The 17,493-nt window shown below is 66.4% G+C and carries 18 protein-coding genes; 13 read left to right on the forward strand and 5 right to left on the reverse strand.

Annotated elements, in window-relative coordinates:
- Positions 1-37: 37 nt before the first annotated feature.
- Positions 38-634, forward strand: a complete 597-nt coding sequence (locus tag HRU76_15925) for a peptidylprolyl isomerase (protein ID QOJ19217.1) — start codon at positions 38-40, stop codon at positions 632-634.
- 23 nt (positions 635-657) lie between these two features.
- On the opposite strand, the gene HRU76_15930 is transcribed toward HRU76_15925, so the two are convergent.
- Positions 658-1,647: a hypothetical protein gene (locus HRU76_15930; GenBank protein QOJ18983.1), complete on the reverse strand. Its 990-nt coding sequence runs from the start codon at positions 1,645-1,647 to the stop codon at positions 658-660.
- Between the two features lie 196 nt (positions 1,648-1,843).
- Positions 1,844-2,398, reverse strand: a complete 555-nt coding sequence (gene efp / locus HRU76_15935; GenBank protein QOJ18984.1) for an elongation factor P — start codon at positions 2,396-2,398, stop codon at positions 1,844-1,846.
- A 109-nt stretch (positions 2,399-2,507) separates the two neighbouring features.
- Here efp and HRU76_15940 point away from each other — a divergent pair, with 109 nt between their 5' ends.
- From HRU76_15940 to HRU76_15950, 3 genes are all read left to right on the forward strand, one after another.
- Positions 2,508-3,299 (forward strand): TVP38/TMEM64 family protein, encoded by a 792-nt coding sequence (locus tag HRU76_15940; GenBank protein ID QOJ18985.1) that lies wholly within the window; start codon positions 2,508-2,510, stop codon positions 3,297-3,299.
- Positions 3,280-3,753, forward strand: coding sequence for a DinB family protein (locus HRU76_15945; GenBank protein QOJ18986.1), 474 nt, complete (start codon positions 3,280-3,282; stop codon positions 3,751-3,753). Before HRU76_15940 ends, HRU76_15945 begins: the two co-directional genes overlap by 20 nt.
- Before the next feature lie 218 nt (positions 3,754-3,971).
- Positions 3,972-5,036, forward strand: a complete 1,065-nt coding sequence (locus HRU76_15950) for a hypothetical protein (GenBank protein QOJ18987.1) — start codon at positions 3,972-3,974, stop codon at positions 5,034-5,036.
- Between the two features lie 73 nt (positions 5,037-5,109).
- On the opposite strand, the gene HRU76_15955 is transcribed toward HRU76_15950, so the two are convergent.
- Positions 5,110-6,489, reverse strand: coding sequence for an MFS transporter (locus HRU76_15955; GenBank protein QOJ18988.1), 1,380 nt, complete (start codon positions 6,487-6,489; stop codon positions 5,110-5,112).
- A 443-nt stretch (positions 6,490-6,932) separates the two neighbouring features.
- Here HRU76_15955 and HRU76_15960 point away from each other — a divergent pair, with 443 nt between their 5' ends.
- The 6 genes from HRU76_15960 (at position 6,933) to HRU76_15985 (ending at position 11,578) form a co-directional block, all read left to right on the forward strand.
- On the forward strand, positions 6,933-7,283 hold the full coding sequence (locus HRU76_15960) for a hypothetical protein (protein QOJ18989.1): 351 nt from the start codon (positions 6,933-6,935) through the stop codon (positions 7,281-7,283).
- 201 nt (positions 7,284-7,484) lie between these two features.
- Complete coding sequence (locus tag HRU76_15965; GenBank protein QOJ18990.1) at positions 7,485-7,796, forward strand: integration host factor subunit beta; 312 nt, start codon at positions 7,485-7,487, stop codon at positions 7,794-7,796.
- Between the two features lie 158 nt (positions 7,797-7,954).
- Positions 7,955-9,394 carry a replicative DNA helicase gene (dnaB, locus tag HRU76_15970; protein ID QOJ18991.1) on the forward strand — a complete coding sequence of 480 codons (1,440 nt, stop codon included), beginning with the start codon at positions 7,955-7,957 and terminating at the stop codon, positions 9,392-9,394.
- A gap of 206 nt (positions 9,395-9,600) precedes the next feature.
- Complete coding sequence (locus HRU76_15975) at positions 9,601-10,209, forward strand: RNA polymerase sigma factor (GenBank protein QOJ18992.1); 609 nt, start codon at positions 9,601-9,603, stop codon at positions 10,207-10,209.
- Positions 10,210-10,262: 53 nt separating this feature from the next.
- On the forward strand, positions 10,263-10,721 hold the full coding sequence (locus tag HRU76_15980) for a hypothetical protein (protein ID QOJ18993.1): 459 nt from the start codon (positions 10,263-10,265) through the stop codon (positions 10,719-10,721).
- Between the two features lie 59 nt (positions 10,722-10,780).
- The gene (locus tag HRU76_15985; GenBank protein QOJ18994.1) at positions 10,781-11,578 is read left to right on the forward strand and encodes a hypothetical protein; all 798 of its coding nucleotides are present in this window, start codon (positions 10,781-10,783) and stop codon (positions 11,576-11,578) included.
- Positions 11,579-11,600: 22 nt separating this feature from the next.
- Here HRU76_15985 and HRU76_15990 read toward each other — a convergent pair whose 3' ends face one another.
- Positions 11,601-12,650: an ABC transporter permease gene (locus HRU76_15990; GenBank protein ID QOJ18995.1), complete on the reverse strand. Its 1,050-nt coding sequence runs from the start codon at positions 12,648-12,650 to the stop codon at positions 11,601-11,603.
- 159 nt (positions 12,651-12,809) lie between these two features.
- Between HRU76_15990 and HRU76_15995 the strand changes: the two genes are divergently transcribed.
- Positions 12,810-14,885, forward strand: a complete 2,076-nt coding sequence (locus HRU76_15995) for a Zn-dependent oligopeptidase (GenBank protein ID QOJ18996.1) — start codon at positions 12,810-12,812, stop codon at positions 14,883-14,885.
- A gap of 118 nt (positions 14,886-15,003) precedes the next feature.
- On the opposite strand, the gene HRU76_16000 is transcribed toward HRU76_15995, so the two are convergent.
- Positions 15,004-15,603: a hypothetical protein gene (locus tag HRU76_16000; GenBank protein QOJ18997.1), complete on the reverse strand. Its 600-nt coding sequence runs from the start codon at positions 15,601-15,603 to the stop codon at positions 15,004-15,006.
- A gap of 246 nt (positions 15,604-15,849) precedes the next feature.
- Here HRU76_16000 and HRU76_16005 point away from each other — a divergent pair, with 246 nt between their 5' ends.
- Together HRU76_16005 and HRU76_16010 are read left to right on the forward strand one after the other, a co-directional pair.
- Positions 15,850-16,479 carry a hypothetical protein gene (locus HRU76_16005; protein ID QOJ18998.1) on the forward strand — a complete coding sequence of 210 codons (630 nt, stop codon included), beginning with the start codon at positions 15,850-15,852 and terminating at the stop codon, positions 16,477-16,479.
- A gap of 66 nt (positions 16,480-16,545) precedes the next feature.
- A complete protein-coding gene (locus tag HRU76_16010; GenBank protein ID QOJ18999.1) occupies positions 16,546-17,049 on the forward strand; it encodes a hypothetical protein in 504 nt (167 codons plus the stop codon).
- Positions 17,050-17,493 lie beyond the last annotated feature (444 nt).

The following is a 17,493-nucleotide window of genomic DNA, read 5'->3' on the forward strand; positions in this document are numbered from 1 at the left end:
GAAGTCGATCCTGGCGCAGGAGGCCCAGGCGGACGACCTGCCCCGTGTCATCATCTCGACCGTCAAGGGCGACATCATTCTCGAGCTGTTCGAGAATCACGCCCCCAACACCGTGGCCAACTTCGTCTCACTGGTGGAGAAGAACTTCTACGACGGCGTCACCTTTCACCGCGTGGTGCCCAACTTCGTGGTGCAGGGCGGCGATCCGGTCACGAAGGAGGGCGGCGCGGGCGTCCCCGGAACCGGCGGACCGGGCTACCGCATTCGCGACGAGATGCCAGCCGGGTCGTATCGGCGCCACTTCGGGGGCTACCTGTCCATGGCCAACTCAGGGCCTGACACCAATGGCAGCCAGTTCTTCATCACCCTCAACCAGCGCTTCGACCTCGATGGGCGGCACACCGTCTTCGGGCGGGTGATCGACGGCATGCGCGTCGTGCGCCAGATCGAGATCAACGATCGCATCACGTCCGCCCGCGTGCTGCGCAAACGCGATCACGAGTACGTGCCCGAGACCTTGCCGGAGCCCGCCCCACCTGCGCCGCCCACGCCGCCAGGTGGAGGCGAGGGTGAGGGACAGGGCGATGGCGGCGCCGGCGGCAACGACGGGTCGGGGGGCGCAGGCGACGGTTGAGCAGCTCCGTCCACGAACGGCGCTCAACCATCCAAGCGGGCGATCACGGCATCGGCGAAACGCACCGCAGCCGCAGGACTGTGCCGGAAGAAGAGCGACGGCTCCACCGCCTCGAACTCGGTCAGGCGCGGCGAACCGTCGTCACCCAGGAGACAATCGACCCGTGCGTACAGCAGTTTCCGGCCCGCCTCGCCCAGCAGGTCGCCGACCGCGCTGAACGCGCGCCGGGCGATGACCACGTGCTCGTCCGGCAGCACGCACGGCTCATCCCGCGCCCCGAAGTCGTCCTGCACGCGATAGTCGCCCGGAACTGGACTCTTGCGGACTGCGTGCGTGATCTCCCCGTCGATGAGAATGGCGGAGAACTCCCCCCGCGTCTCCACGCTTGACAGGTAGGGCTGGATCAGCACATCCTCACCCGCGCGAAGCAGTCGGTCGACGTGCGCCTGCGCGGCGGCGACGTCTCGAACCGGCGGGACAGGAACCGTGCCTCGCACGGGTGGCGGCGTCCCGCTCCATCGCGACGTGTTCTCCGCAGCCATCGCCAGCCCCCCGGTCAGGGTGAATCGCATGGTCTCCCGCGCCGTGGCGCCGATGGCGGGCTTGATGAACCCGCGCGACCAGCCGCGATCATGCATGGCCTCTCGCAGGTCGAGACGTGCTCCGGCGCGACCCCACAGCGTCGGCACGACGGGCACGCCCGCGAGTTCCAGGTCGCGCAGATACGATTTGTGCGTGTTCCAGCGCACGATCGGCGCGGGGTTGAACAGCCGGGTGACGCGGCCGGCGCGCTCGGCCCAGTCGATGAACGCCGCGCGGCGCTCCATGTAGTCCCATGTCGTGCGGATGACAACGGCGTCGCAACCGCTCCAGTCAAACGATACTTCGTCCCACGCGGGGCGGAGCAACTCGACGCCGCGCTCGATCAGCGCCCGGTGCAGCGGCGCATCATCCACCTCCCAGTCCGGCAGGTTGGCGCACGTCGCAAGAGCAATTCGGCGGCAGTGGTCCACGGATGAACACGGATGAAGAGGATGAGGGAGTGCAGGAGAGCAAAAGCGGAATGCAACCGAGTCACAGGACGGAATATGCGGGATTGCTCACCCCTGTTCGCCGCGGTTGCCGCTCATCCGATTCCAGGCCGATGACGCGTGATGACGTTTGAATCGCCACCCGTTGAGATCATCCGTGTCCATCGGTGGACCGCGATCACGCCCGCGAGTTGTACGAGCCGTCCACGGTGTTGATGCGGACCACCTCGCCCACGCCGATAAAGGGCGGCACACGCGTCTTGAGCCCGGTTTCCAGCGTGGCTTCCTTCAACTGGTTGGTGGCGGTCGCACCCTTGATGCCGGGCGGCGTGTCGATCACCTTCAATTCCACCACCGTCGGCAGTTCCACTGACACGGGCCGACCGTCGCAGATGAGCACGTTGATCACGGTGTTCGGCTTCACGAAGCCCATCGAGTCCTCGATCAGGTCCTTGGACAGCGTGATCTGGTCGTAGTCCTTCTGATCCATGAAGACGTAGCCGCCCGCCTCCTGGTAGAGGTACTCCATTTCGCGGCGGTCGAGTTCCACGCGCTCCACTTCCTCGCCGGAACGCAGCCGCTTCTCGATGAGCGTGCCGTTCTCCAGGTTCTTGATCTTGATCTGGACGAACGCGCGGAGATTGCCGGGCGTCACGTGCTGGAACTGCGTGATGACGTACAGGTTGCCGTCGAGTTTGATGGCCATGCCCGGCCGCAGGTCGGTGGACTTCACGGGGCGCTCTCCTGATCGAGGAAACCCGGTGGAACCGGGGAGCCGTCATCATAGGAGGCCACGTCCAACCCGCCAACGGACGTGATCGCCCGCGCTATCATCCGCCCCGATGAGTGACCCGATCGAGCGGCGAACCACCTTCCGGCGCATCGCCCCCACCGGGGCGCTGGGGCTGCTGTGGACCGCCGCCCCCGCCATCTGCGGCTTCTACCTGCTGGGCAACATCGAGACCGTCTCCGGCTGGCTTACGGCCCGACCATCCACCGGGCTGGCCATCTACGTGGTGGTGTTCATCCTCGCCTCGGGGTTCGGCTTCCTGCCCACGTATGCGCAATCGATCCTGGGCGGCTGGGTGTTCGGGGCCGTGGCGTTTCCCGCCGCGCTGGTGGGGTTCACCGGGGGGGCGCTCATCGGCTACTTCATCGCCAAGGGCGTCTCGCATCACGAGGTGGAGCACCTGATCGAGCAGAACCCCAAGGCCCGCGTGGTGCGCGACGCCTTGATCGGCCACGGCTTCTGGCGCACCGCTGGCACGGTGGCCCTGCTGCGCGTGCCGCCCAACTCGCCCTTCGCGCTGACCAACCTGGCCATGGCCTCGGCGGGTGTCCCGCTGCTGCCCTTCACGCTGGGCACCTTCGTGGGCATGGCCCCGAGAACGGGCGTGGCTGTGTTCCTCGCCAAGGCCGCCGCCGACACCGGCGCGGTGGACATCCAGACGTTCGCCAAAGAGCAGGGCGTGCTGCCGCTGGTGATCGGCATCGTCGTGATGATCGTGGTGCTGGCGATCATCGGCTCGATCGCCAACCGGGCGCTCAAGCGGCTGGGGGCGGGTCAAGGCGCCAATGACGCAACCAAGGCAGGTCCGACCGGAACTGACTCCCATGGACAAAACGCTGATTGAGCGTTACGAATCGGGCGCCGATGCGCTGCACAAGGTTCTCGCAGGGCTGACCGACGCCGACCTCGACGCCTACCCCGTGCCCGGCACGTGGAGCATTCGCGAGATCGTGCTGCACCTGATGGACAGCGACCTGATCGGCTCGTACCGCATGAAGCGCGTCATCGCGATGGATGAGCCGACGCTCCAGCCCTACGACGAAACGCTCTTCAACCAGCGGCTGATGTACCGGAAGTTGAATGCGAAGCAGGCCGCCGAGGTGTTCCGCCTCAACCGCCTTCTGACGGCATCCATGCTGCGGCTGCTGCCCGAGGAGGCCTTCCGCCGCACCGGCATGCACGAGGAGACCGGGCTGCACACGCTGACCGACCTGATCCGAATCTACGCCGACCACCTCGACCATCATCTCAAGTTCGCGCGCAACAAGCGGACGATGCTGGGGAAGCCGATGGGGTGACGGGCGGATGTGAAGTGATGAAGTGTGAAGTGATGGAGTGCTGAGTGCTGAGTGCTGAGTGCTGAGAAAATTGTGAGGCCCGCATCGCTGAAGTTCTGTGGCTCTGCCGCTCCGACCTCCTGCCGCTCCGCCGTGTCGTAGGGTGGGCCGAGTCCGCGAAGCCCGCCATCGAATGGACGTTGTATTCAAAAACTTTGACCGTTAACTCGGAGTTGGCCATGATCTCTCAACTGCTTGTTTTCATGTCGTCCATCTTTCATGGAGCCATCAGCGCTCCCCCTGTCGCGCACGAGGTGGTGCGCGGAATAGATGGGGTCGTCCACACCGTCTCGAATACCGCCGTCCCCTACGGGCGCATGCGCCAGGCGATCCTCGTACCCGGGGAGAGCGACGCCAACCCCTACATCAGGGACTGGGGGAACCTGCGGCACATGGCCCTGAACCATCCCAACATGGATGTGTCCCGCGTCGCGGGCCCCATTCCCTGGGGGGTGGTAGAGGGTGCGCAGTACGCCGCGTCGCATCGCAGGCCTGGAAACTACGCGCCGGGCTCGGACGCCATACTTGATGCAATCGATCTGACCGTCATCGACACAATCATCCACCCGCTTCCTGAAGTGATCGAAATGGAGCGATCCAGGCGTCGTGGCGACGCCACGGTCGAGAGGTCGCGCGAACTCATCGATCGCGACTGGAGTTTCATGCAGCGCTATGGCTGCCGTGCCTTCCCGCTCAAGGACTACATCGTCGAGCATGCTGAGTCGCTCAATCAGAACTGGGACTTGCGCTTCGATGTCGTCTATACCTCGCTGGAGGATGTCACGACGGTGGCGGTCCATCGCGGAAAACTGTTGACGTGGCGGCTGCACGGCACAGGCGATGACCGCATTCGGTGGACGGCAGACACTCCCGTCCTCACCTCAATCAACGGCATCTTCCGCCTCCTTCGAGCGGGCAAGGAACTCAACAACCTCTACTTCATCGACGAGACGGGCGCCATCCACACGGGGTTCGGCGCGGACCACCGGCGCATCGGCTCGATCCCTGGTTACCACAGCGAGGAAGAGGGCACGATCACGCTCCTCTTCGAGGACCAGATGACCCGGAAGATCGGCGTCCTGCACGCGGCGAGGGACGGCTCCTTCACGCCCCTGCCCATCGAGTGGACCGAGGAGGGGTTCGCCGATGACTTCATCGCCGAACTGGACGGCGAGCAGACGACCGCCGCCCTGCGACGACTGGCGGAAATCCTGCGAGAGGACGGCGAAGGCGAGGGCACCTGACCGTTGCGGCTCCCTTGTCGCCTCCGTGTCTCGATGCCTTGATGTCTTGATGCTCGATCCCTCAATACCTCCCCTACTTCCCCGCCTCCTGCTCATCCTCATCAATCGTCGAAAGAATCGGCCGCTCGATCGTGCCCAGGTTGGGACGCACCGCAAGGAAGCGCGTGAAGAACTGGCGAATGCGCACGCGCCGGGGCCGATCCTCCGGCCTGACCACGGTGATGAGCAGCGCCACACTCAGCACCCGCGCCACGGTGGACACATCGAACACCATGTGATACGCCGCGGGCGTTTCGCCCAGTGAGGCGATGACCGCGGCACCGATCAGCGATCCGCCAACCATGGCGCTGGCGTTGGCCACGTTGAAGAACGTGAGCACGCTGGTGCGCTCGTGCTCGGGGATGCGGTCGAAGAGCAGCAGCAGCGTGGAGAGTTCGTACATTCCCCAGATCACCCCCGAGCACACCTGAACGCCCACGAGAAACGCCACACTGTCCGACACCGTCCACAGCGCGGCGAGGGGGATCATCAGGAATCCGCTCACCCACAGCATCGGCTGCGGGCCGAAGCGGTGGGCCAGCCGCCCCAGCAGCGGGAAGGCCGCCACCTTGGTGGTGAAGGCGATCGAGATCACCAGCAGGTACTCGGCGTAGGAGAAGTTCAGCTGCGCCAGCATGTAGGGCGTGAAGTACGGCCCGGAGATCTGCAGGCACACCTGCACTGCGATCATGTAGCGCAGCAGGCGGCCATCCGCGCCGTGGCGCAGTCGGCCGAGCATCTCGCGGAAGCCCACGACGCGGTGCTTGGTGTGCGACGGCTTCGCCTCGCTCTTGCGCCAGAGCATCCACGCGGAAAACCCGCGCGACCCCGCCGCGAGCAGGAACATCGCGCCGAAGACCAGCAGTTCGAAGTGGTTCCGCTTGCCCACATCCAGCGACACGCCCGCCAGCACGATGCCCAGCAGCGTGGCCAGCTGGGCCGCGCGGCTGCGCACGGCCATGAATCGCGTGCGGAGTCGCGTGGGCACGATGGAGCCGATCCATGTCGTCCACGCCGGCCCGGCCGCCAGACCGGCCGCCCAGTACAGCGTGGCGAAGGCGATGAGCGGCAGCGCGGGAATGTGCCCCACGTACGCGGCCACCGCCAGCGGCACGAGCGACAGCGCCTGAATCGACGCGCACAGCACCACCCAGCGCCGCAGCGACCCCAGCGTGCGCACGCCCCAAGGCGAGATCAACTGCAACAGTGAGCCGAGCAGAATCGGAATCGTGCCAATCAGCCCGGCGACCAGTTGCCCCAGCCCCACCGCCAGGGCGAAGGCGGCCAGGTAGGTCTCCCCCGCGCCCACCATGAAGGCGTACCCCGCGCCATCGCACACGCTGCTGCACGCATCGCGCCGCAGTCGCGCGCCTCGGGAACCTGCTGTGCTGTCAGCCCGCTGGGTCCGCGCCATGGGTCATCCGGCCACGTCCTGGACAACGTCCCGCGCCGTCTCTCCGTGGCGAAGGCCGAATCGTAGTGCGGTGGTGAGACTTCTCCACGCCGCGCGTGGTTCGCTGGCGATCGGCCCGTGCGGACGATTGGAGCCATGCTGATCCACACGGGGGTGAAGCCGCCCATTCGATCCCTCTTGTCTCATTTCACGTCCCATCGTCGTCGGGTATTCCGAAGTTCTCATTTTTGTCGTTGCCGCTGTGCCGTCCTGAGGTAGCGTGCCTGTTGAGGGTCACGGCTGACGTGTCCCGCCAGCCAGACACGCCCGACGCATCGCCGGTCACGTGGCCGTCACGCGACATCGGCGTTGCCGCACGGAATCACTCGTCGTCCTCTGGCGGCTGAATCGGGCTGGAACGGACATGGCCTTGAAGTTGCGTGGGGCATGGGATGAACCCGAAGATGCGATGGCGTCGACTCATTCCGATCGTGCCGCTGCTCACCGCGATGAGCGGCTGCACCGCGCCCCCGCGGGCGTGTGAAGCCCCGCCGGGCGGCTATCCGGCGGGGGACGGCTCGCTCGTGCTCGCATCACCCGGCCTGACGGATGCCGCTCCGTTGCTGGCTCCCCGGCCCGACGATCCTTCCTTCACGCGAAATGACCGCTTTGCGGGTCGTGATGAGGCCTCAGGGCCGGTTGGCCGCGATGGAACGACGCTGACCATCTACGACACGCAGTGGTCGGTGAATGGGCGTCCCCTGAGCTTTCTGGCCCACCGGACCCGAACGCGGCGGAGCGTTTCGGGGGACTAGGCGGGCTTGGCAATGCCGGAAGCCCAAGAAAGATCGGGACTTAGGTTGCCATTTCGGACTTGACGCCAGCCGCAGTCGGCGTCATACTTGCAGTGCAAGGAGCCATTCCCTGCCGGCAGCCAGCAGGAATGGCGATCAGGCCGCCTCGCGGGCAGGGCGGCCAGGGCCATCAAGTCTCAGAACAGTGGGGGCTACCTTCCCATGGGCACGACCACCAAGAAAGACCTGATCGATCGCATCGCCACCCAGACTCGCCAGAAGCGCACCACGGTCAAGAAGACCGTGCAGGCGTTTCTGGACAACGTCATCAACGAACTGGGCAACGGCAACCGGCTGGAGTTTCGTGACTTCGGCGTGTTCGAGGTTCGAGAGCGGGCGCCGCGCACGGCTCAGAACCCCAAGACGCTGGAACGCGTGAAGGTGCCGCCCAAGCGCACCGTCAAGTTCAAGGTGGGGCGCCTCATGAAGATGACGCTCGACACCGAAGAGGCGGAAGCCGCCCACCAGAAGTGAATCAGCGATCCTGTCGCTTCTCCCGCCGCGACGAGCGGCGACTGTCTCTTGTCGCGCGCTGAAACCTCACGCGGTGGTTCTTCACAATCGGTCGTCACCTGCTGGGGATTGCCTGACGCTGAACACCAGCGCCAACCGATCGGACGAGGATGTCACGGATGACACGCGTCGAGACCGTTACCGAATCCAAGCCGCGCCCCGGCTCGCGCGAGGGACGTGAGCGTCGCCCCGCCGACCCGGTCGAGCTGGCCCGACTCTTCGAGAAACTGCCCCCCCACGCGGTCGAGGCGGAGATGTCGCTGCTGGGGTCCATGATGCTCGACCCCACGGTCATCGGCGAGGTCGTGCAGGTGCTTCGCACGGGCGACGACTTCTTCAAGCCCGCGCACGGCGCGATCTTCGACGCCATCGTCGAACTGTACGACAAGCACTCCCGGCTTGACCTGATCGCCCTGCACCAGTTGCTGCTCGATCGCAACCTGCTCGATTCGATTGGCGGCCAGGATTACCTGGCGGAACTGGCGATGAGCGTGCCGTCCGCCGCTCACGCCGACTACTACGCCGCCCTGGTGCGCGACAAGGCGATGGTGAGGCGGCTGATCCGCGTCGCCGGCGACATCATCCACGACGCCTACACCAGTTCCGACAAGGCAGCGGACATTCTCGACGTCGCCGAGAGGCAGATCTTCGAGATTTCCGACCACTACGATCACTCCGACTTTGAAACCCTCCATGCGCTGCTCAGCGACACGCTGAAGAGACTGGAGAAGGATGAAGGTCCGACCTGCGGCCTGCTGACCGGCTTCATCGACTTCGATCACCTCACCGGCGGGCTCCAGCCGGGTGAACTGTCGATCCTCGCGGCCCGCCCGTCGATGGGCAAGACCGCCCTGGCCCTCAACATGGCGGAAAACGTGGCCTCCAAGGGGCACCCCATCGGTCTCTTTTCGCTGGAAATGAGCAAGGGGCAACTGGTGGATCGCCTCATCGCGGGCCGCTCGGGGGTGGACGTGCAGAAACTCCGTCGCAACACGCTCAGCAAGGCCGAACTTCCCCAGGTAAGCGACGCCTGCCTGGAGCTGTCGCAGGTGCCGATCATCGTGGATGACATGGCCGCCATCACGCTCATGCAGCTGCGCGCCAAGGCCCGGCGCATGAGAACCAAGTTCAACATCGAGGCGATCTTCATCGACTACCTGCAGTTGATCACGCTCGGGTCCCGCACCGAATCCCGCCAGGTGGAGGTGAGCGAGATCAGCCGGGGGCTCAAGGCGCTGGCCCGCGAACTGGAAGTGCCGGTGGTCTGCATGGCCCAGCTCAACCGCGGTCCCGAGCAGCGCGAGGGCCATCGCCCTCGGCTGAGCGACCTGCGTGAATCCGGCTCCATCGAGCAGGACGCCGACGTGGTGCTGCTCCTGCACCGCGAGGACTACTACCACAAGGAAGAACCCGACTACCAGCCCAACAATGAGGCCGAACTCATCATCGCCAAGCAGCGAAACGGACCCGTGGGCGTGGCGAAACTGCACTGGAACGGACGCACCACCAGGTTTGAGAACCTGTCCTACGCAACCCCGTCCGGACCATACGTGGAGTGACGGTCCGCTGACCGCCTCTCGGGCAGGTCACCGCGCCCTTCGGCAACTCGCTGCTTCTCCTGCAAGACTTCCCGCCCCGGCACGTCTGACTTCCGATCGGAGTCAGCGTGAAAGTCCCTGAGTCCCCGGCGACAGATCTTCCCTCGGCGATATCGCGGCGGCGATACACTGATCGCCCCGGGACGCCGGACCGTCCCTTCGCCGACATGACCGACGCCGCCAAGACCCAGTTGCAGCAGACGCTCCTCGCCGCGGCGGTCGGGGATGAACAGGCATGGCGCACCATCGTGGACCTGTATGCCGCACGCGTCTTCGCGCTGCTGCGAGCTCAGTGGCCCGATGACGAACTGGCGGAAGAGATCACCCAGTCCACGTTCTGCACGGTGGCTTCCAAGCTGGCGGACTACACCGAACTGGGACGCTTCGAGGCGTGGCTCTTCCGCATCGCCATGAACCGGCTGCGCGATGAAATGCGCCGCCGGAAGCGACAGGCCATCAACATGGAATCCGATGCTCTGGCGACGCTTCCCGGCTCGGGAATGGAGCGGGATCAGCCCGATCGGCCGGACGAAGAGCAGATCGTCGCCCTGAGAAGGGCGATGGCGAAATTATCGGAATCCGATCGTCACATCATTCACCTGCGTCACCACGGCGGGCTCAGTTTCAGGCAGATCGCCGACGTGCTGGGCGAGCCGCTGGGCACCGTGCTGGCCCGCCAGCATCGGGCGCTGCAGAAACTCGCCGACCTGATGGAGCCCTCCCCGGCCGCGCCGTCCGAGCCGAAGGAACAATCCGATCGAAAGAGACCGCAATGACCCGACCCCACGCACGTTCTAGCATCGGAACCAGGAATCGCGCTGAACACCCCATGACGCCGCGCAACGGTCATCCCGACCCGATCTTCCAGCCCGAGACCCCGGCGGCCGCCAGGGTCGATCGGCTGCTGGCGCTGGTCGCCTCCGATGCCGCGGCGCCACGCGGGCTGTCTCAGCGCGTGTTCGAGGCCTCTCGTGGACATCTCGCTCCGCGGCGTCTGATCTTCCGCGCCGCGGAGCGATCGATGCACAGGCGGCTGGCCCGGACCGGTCGTCTGGCGCTGGCCGCCGGCATCGGGCTGGCCTTCGTCGTCGGGCTTGTCGCCGTGGATCGCTCGGGTTCACGTCCCACCGACCGCTTCGACGTGGTCGCCATTCCTGAATCGGCGTCGGACGACTTCGACCTCGCGCTCGCCGAAACGCGCGACCTGTTCGAGTTCTCGTCGTACTCCTTCGACGACCTGTCATATCAGCTCGCCGCCCTTGAGCGCAGCGATCTGTTCTCCCAGTAACGTCATCCTCACGAGACCGGCACGTCGAGATGCTGTCGAGCCGGTCCGGGAGCCAGTCCATGTTCCGGATCGTCGCCACGCTTCTGATGACCTCGTCAATGCTCTGCCTGCCCGGCGTCACGCCGTTGTCGCAGGATCCACCCCCCGCGCGAACACGACAGGAGCCGCCATTGCGTCCGCAGGATGCACCGGCCCGCCGCGGGCAGGACGGGGCGCCCGGCGGCGTCTCCGGTCGCCAGCAGGATCCTCCCGGTCGTCCTGATGAATCGCCGCTCCGACGCGGCGCGACGGAGGATCGTCCACTGCTGCGCGATCTGACGCGCGAACAGCGCGAGAGCATTATCGCGGTGCTATCCGACCTGCGCCCGCTCACCAACGAGGAGCGGCGACGCCTGTCCAACATGGACATCGAGCGCTTCCGCACCCTCATCGCGCAGCACGGGCCCCAGATCATCGAACTCGCCCGCCTGCGGCAGAGCCAGCCGGAAATGTACCGATTCAGAATCGAGGATTTTCGGCTGCTGCGTCAGTCCGAGGAGATCGCCGCCCGGCTGCGCGAGGCGAGAAAGTCCGGTCGGACGCAGGCCGCCGCGACGATGGAAGGCGAGTTGCGTGAGATCGTGGCCAGGCAGATCGACCTGCGCCACCAGGCCCGCGTCCGCGAGGTTGAGGTGCTCGAGCAACGGCTGGTCGAAATGAAACGTCACCTGGCGGCCGAGCGAGAGGGACGCGACCGCCTGGTGGCGCGGCGGCTTGCCGAACTGGTCGAGGGCGCCCCGCCCTCCGGCCGCGATCAGCGTCGCCCGGAGCCGCCTCCCGGCGAGCGGCGCGGCGGAGGCGAATCGCCCCGGCCCTGACGTCAGTCGCACCGCGAGAAACTTAGCCGGGCCGAACGAGATCACGATCAGCGCTCCGTCTGGAGCGTGGATCGAGCGCCTCGCGCAGCGACTCGCCGACGTAGTTCAGCGACACCAGCGTCACGCCCAGCATCAGGCACGGCCACAAGAGCAGCCACCAGCGCGCCCGCACGGGGTTGAGCTCTGACAACCCCTCCGCGGCCAGGTTGCCCCAGCTGGGCAGAGGCGGCCGCACCCCGATGCCCAGAAAACTCAGGAATGACTCCTGCAGGATCGCCTGGGGCACCGTCAGCGTGGCGTACACCACGATCGGACCCATCAGGTTGGGCAGCAGGTGACGAACGAGCTGCAGTCGCCAGGGCACGCCGATGGCGCGGCAGGCCTCCATGAACGGCTGTTCGCGGATCGAGAGCACCTGTCCGCGCACCACGCGGGCCATGGTGAGCCACGAAACGCCTCCGATCGCCGTCAGCAGCGTGACCACGTTGATAACCTGCCGCGCTCCAGGGTCGAGATCATGCCCCAACCGGTCGGTCAGCCCTTCCGCCGCCACCGCCAGCAGCACGACGAGCAGCACGTAGGGCAGGCCGTACAGGATGTCCACGACACGCATCATCAGGGCGTCGATGCGCCCCCCCGCCAGCCCGGCGACCGAGCCGTACAACGTACCGATGACCACCGCCAGGCAGGCCGCCGCCAGCCCGACGGCGAGCGAGACGGCGCCACCCGCCAGCACGCGGGAGAGCAGATCACGGCCCAGACGGTCCGTGCCCAGCGGACGCCAGGGTCGAGCATCGTCCTGCTCGGTTGCGGCATCGGCGCGGGCGCGCTCGTCCGGCGCGTGCGACGCCCAGCCGGGCGGCAGGAGCGTCCGAGCGAGATCCGCGTGCTCGTAGCGGCGCGGCGCTGGTCCGCCGCCCTCCGCCGGCGTGACGCGACCCGCGGTGTACGGCAGCGTCGCGAGACACGAAAGCACGATGACCACCAGCACGACGAGCGCCCAGCGCCCCTGGCTCCTCCCCGCGGCGCGCCGCGGATGCGCCGCCATATTGTCCGTCGTCGCACGATTCACGGCGCGATGATACCGATCTGGCGAGGAACCGGGGTCGGCGCGTATCCTTGGAGCGGGCGTGAGACGCCGGACACTGAGTGGCGGGCTCGAATCACCACGAGCTCCCTCGGCGCTCAGCACGCAGTACTCATCATGTTCCCACCCTCCGGAGAACCCACCATGCGAACCGCGCAACGCTTCCCCGGCCTTTGCCTGATCGTTTCCTGTCTGTCGCTGGGGGGCGTGGTGAAATCTCTGTCCACGGCGGTTGCGGCGATTGCACCAGCCGCGATCGTTCTCGCCCAGTCCTATCCCGCCGACAGCCCCGCGGCCGAAGCGCTGGCCCGCGCCGTGGCGGCGGCGGACCGCATCGCGGGAATCCCCGACGGCCAGCGCACCTTCGAGAACACGGTCGGCGCCATCGACGACCTGCTGGCGCAGCTCGAACTCGACACCAACATGATGATGTTCATGGCCTACGTCTCCACCGACGCCGCCCAGCGTGAGAAGGGACTGCGGGCCGAGGAGGACGTGACCAACTGGCTGATCGCCTTCGGCAAGCGCGAGGACATCGCCGCCGCGGTGCGGGCGTACGCCGCCACCCGGCCCGCGCTGGAAGGCGAGCGGGAACGCCTGCTCGACTTCCTGCTGCGCGACTTCCGCCGCGCCGGCATGGACCTGCCCACCGACCAGCGCGAAAAACTGGCCGGCATCGAGCGCGAGATCACGCGGCTGGGCATCGAGTTCGAGAAGAACATCCGCGACGACGAAACCACCGTGCCGCTGACGCGCGAGGAGCTGGCCGGCATGCCGGAGGAGTTCATCGACGCGCTGCCCCGGGCCGGCGACCTGTACCTCGCCGACATGTCGTATCCCACGTTCATCCCCATGATGGATTACGCCGAGAACGAAACCACCCGCGCCCGCATGTGGGTGGCCTACAAGCGGCGCGGCGGGCAGAAGAACGTGGAGGTGCTGGAGCGCATCCTGCGGCTGCGGGCCGAGGCGGCGTCCATTCTCGGCTACAGCCACCCGGCGGACTACGAGATCGAAGTTCGCATGGCCAAGAACGCCGCCACGGTCAAGAGGTTCTATGACGACCTGCGCCCCCTCGTGCGAGCCAAGGCGATCAAGGACTGGGAGGAATTCCAGAACGCCAAGCGCGAGCACACGGGCGACGCGAAGGCCGTGCTGCAACCCTGGGATCAGTCGTTCTACGAAAAGCGCCTCATGCGCTCCAAGTACGCCGTGGATTCCGAGCTGGTCCGCCAATACTTTCCGCTCGACCGCGTGATGGACGGGCTCTTCTCCATCACCCAGTCGCTGTACGGGCTGACCTACCGCGACGTGACGGCGGACGCCGACTCGCTTGGCTGGCCCGTCTGGCACCCGGACGTGCGGCTGTACGAAGTGTCTGACAAGGCCGACAACCGCGTGCTGGGGTGGTTCTTCATCGACCTGCATCCGCGGGCCAACAAGTACTCGCACGCCGCCCAGTGGGGTCTGGCGCAGCACAAGGTGTGGTCGGACGGTCGCGTGACCAAGCCGCTGGCGGCGCTGGTGTGCAACTTCACCAAGCCCACGTCGGACAAGCCCTCGCTCATGACGCACGACGAGGTGGAGACATTCTTCCACGAGTTCGGGCACTGCCTGCACACGATTCTCAGCGAAGCCACGATCTGGCGGTTCTCCGGCACGGGCGTGGAGCGCGACTTCGTCGAGGCCCCGTCGCAGATGTTCGAGAACTGGGTGTGGGATCCCCACGTGCTTGGCGCCTTCGCCCGGCACTACCGGACCGACGAACCGCTGCCCCGCGAGCTGCTCGACAACATGATCGCCGCCCGCAACCTTGGCTCAGGCATGAAGGCGGAGCGGCAGATCTACTATGGGCTGACGGATCAGATCTTCCACACCGCCCCGGGCGGAGAGATCGACACCATCCGCATCGCCGTGGACCTGTTCGGGCAGGCGGAGCTCTACAAGCCCATCGAGAACATCTGGCACCACGCCTCGTTCACCCATCTCATCGGTTACCGGGCAGGGTACTACGGCTACCTCTGGTCGCTGGTGTACGCCGAGGACATGTTCCAGCGGTTCAAGGAGCTGGGCATGCTCGACCCTCAGGCGGGGCAGTACTACCGCAAGCACATCCTCTCGCGCGGCGGCACCCGCGACGGGCTGGACCTGGTGAAGACCTACCTCGGCCGCGAACCCAGCATGGAGCCGTTCCTGCGGCACCTGGGGCTGGGAGAGTGAACCGTCGCACCCTGACCGATCAAGGAAGCGAACGGTCCGATTGATCGCGTGGACGATAACGAAAACCGCCGGCCCTCCGACCGGCGGTTTCCGCGCCTCCGTGCGATTGTTCAGGCGTTCACGCCGCCTTGCGGAACGCGCGCGAGTAGGTCCGTGAGAACGTGCGGGAAGAGGTCCGGGGGAACTGGTAGGTCCTGGTCGAGCCGTTGCCGCCGCCAACGTTGAAGTTGAACGACTTCGTGGCGCGGGGCTTGCGGGTCTTGGCGGTGACGCCGCGCTTGGTCGAGCGGCTGAAGGAGCCGTTCGATGCGGTGTTCCAGCCGAACGACTTCTTCGAGGTCGTGCGGGACTTCTTGACGGTCGTCGAGCGCTTCTTCGAGGCGGCGTTCTTCTTCGTGGCGTTGGTCTTCTTCGCCGTGGAACGCTTCCTGGAGTTGGATCGCTTCTTCGAGCCGGTGCTCCAGTTCCAGTTCGAGCCGCCGAAGCCGTTGGCGCTGTTCCAGTTGAAGGAGCGCTTCCAGCCGCTCTGGCGGGCCTTGGTCCTGGTCGTGCCGCGCTTGGCGACGGTGGAACGGGTCCGCTTCTTCGAGCCGGTGCTGGTGCGGCCGAACTTGGTGGAGAAGGACGCGCCGCGGCGCTTCACGTTGCTGGTGCGCGTGCGAGCGCTGGTGCGGGTGCGACGGCTGCGTGAGCCACGCTTCGAGGTGCTGTTCGCCATGTCTGAACTCCTGGGGGGGACTTGGCCGACCACACGACGATTCGCCGCGCCCCGGCCCCGCCGCTCGAACGATCGAGGGGCTGACACGCTGCATCGGCCGCACAGAAGGACGACTTCACACAGGTTGACGATTTTCTTCACCTTTTCTCGAACTTCCGCTTGCGAGGCCCCGATCACCATGCCCCGAGTGCCCGGCGGGACTCGGACCCCCGTTGCATCCACCGGCAAAACGCGTACACTGCGCGCGTGCTGACGTACCCGATCCGACTGAGCATTCCCCTCATGCACGCCGTCCTGGTTGCGGCCCTGGCTGTTCTGCTGACCGGCTGCGCCGGCCCGCGTCCCGGCGCGGGGGCCTCGCCGGGCGTTCTGCCGCCGGACTTCTCCATCGACCTGACTGTGCTTTCGAGCGACGCCGATGCAGCGACGCAACCCGTCCACCAGCGGCCCAGCCGGTACGTGGTCTTCCCGGACGGGTCGCTTCATGTCTCGTTCGACCCCACGGTCGCCACGACGACGTTTCCACCCTTCGTGCGCGTGCTTCGGCGATCGGAACTCGATGCATTGTGGGAACTGCTCCAGCGTCTGGACCTGTCCGACCTCGACGCCGCCGAGCCGGTGGGCGACCTGCGAATCATGTCCGCCGAACCGGGCGGCTGGAGCACCTCCGCCGTCATCCAGGTGAACGGACGGCGCGCGTGGGTGCGGCAGCGAAGCAGTGCGCCTGGTGCGTCCGACTCGCCGCTCAACCGGCTGACGCGGGCGCTCGCCCAACTGGCCTGGGCGAGCGACGAGCCGGACCTCAAGCAGCTTCGCATCCCCATGCGATACGACTTCGGGCCTGATCCATACGCGCGATACCGCAACAATCCCTGATCCGGCTCGGCGATGCACTGCGACACCCATCACCACCACCCCTCTACGCTTCGGAACGTCCCGTCCATGCGGCGAGTTTCCTGCTGGTTCACGCTCTGCGCCCTGGTCGCGGTCGCGTCACTCGCGCTGAGCGGCTGCGGAAGCGGCGTGCGCGCGGGTAAGCGAACCTCCCCCACCGGCGGCGTGGCCCTGCGAATGCTCATCACCGACGGCCAGACGTCGCACGCCCTGTACGTGGTGGAGCCCGACGGAACCATTGGCTTCGGCGGCGGATGGGCGGCCCTCGATGACCGCACCACCTGGACCGGCGCGATGACCGAGCAGGAGCTGCAATCGCTTGCGGAACTGCTGCGCCTACATGGCTGGTTCGACGGCAAGCCCGCCGCCGACGATCCCACCGACGCGGGGCGTCACAAGGTCCGCTTCGCCTTCCCCGATGGCGGCTGGCGACTCGACGCGCCGTACGGCGGGCGGAACATCACGCCCATCCGCCAGTTCCTGCAGTCCGTCAGCATGAGACGCAACCAGTCGGTCTTTGACCAGTTGCCCGAGCCGGGCGAGCGTCGGTGACAGACGCGACGCCGCCGCTGGACTGTTCAACTTCAACTTGAACCACCCAATCGGACTTCAGGCGGTCCAGAACACCTTGAAACCCCGCGTGGGTACAGAGAAGAGAATGGAAGTGGCGAGCCATCCCGACGTGCACAAGGCGGGACGCGAGTCGCTATTGGACGCTATCCGACGAGGGCCGCGCGTCACGTGTCCGGCGCGATCGGTGTAAGTGGCTATCAACATTCAGCTTGCACTCGGTCGCACCCCGCCACCCATCTTTTTTCCACATTTCCCCACAATCCACGGAATCCCCCACCCCCTGCCCCTGTCCTTCCCCCAGAGAGACCGGCGCGGTATCCGCGCGATGCGATGACCTGTCCCGTGAATGAGGAGGGGAGAGGCCATTGATCGTGTCCGATAACGCGGCGGCGCGGGGCCGAACAGGGGTCGGGCCACGGTTGG

This window comes from Phycisphaeraceae bacterium (genome assembly GCA_015709595.1).
Taxonomy (GTDB): domain Bacteria; phylum Planctomycetota; class Phycisphaerae; order Phycisphaerales; family SM1A02; genus CAADGA01.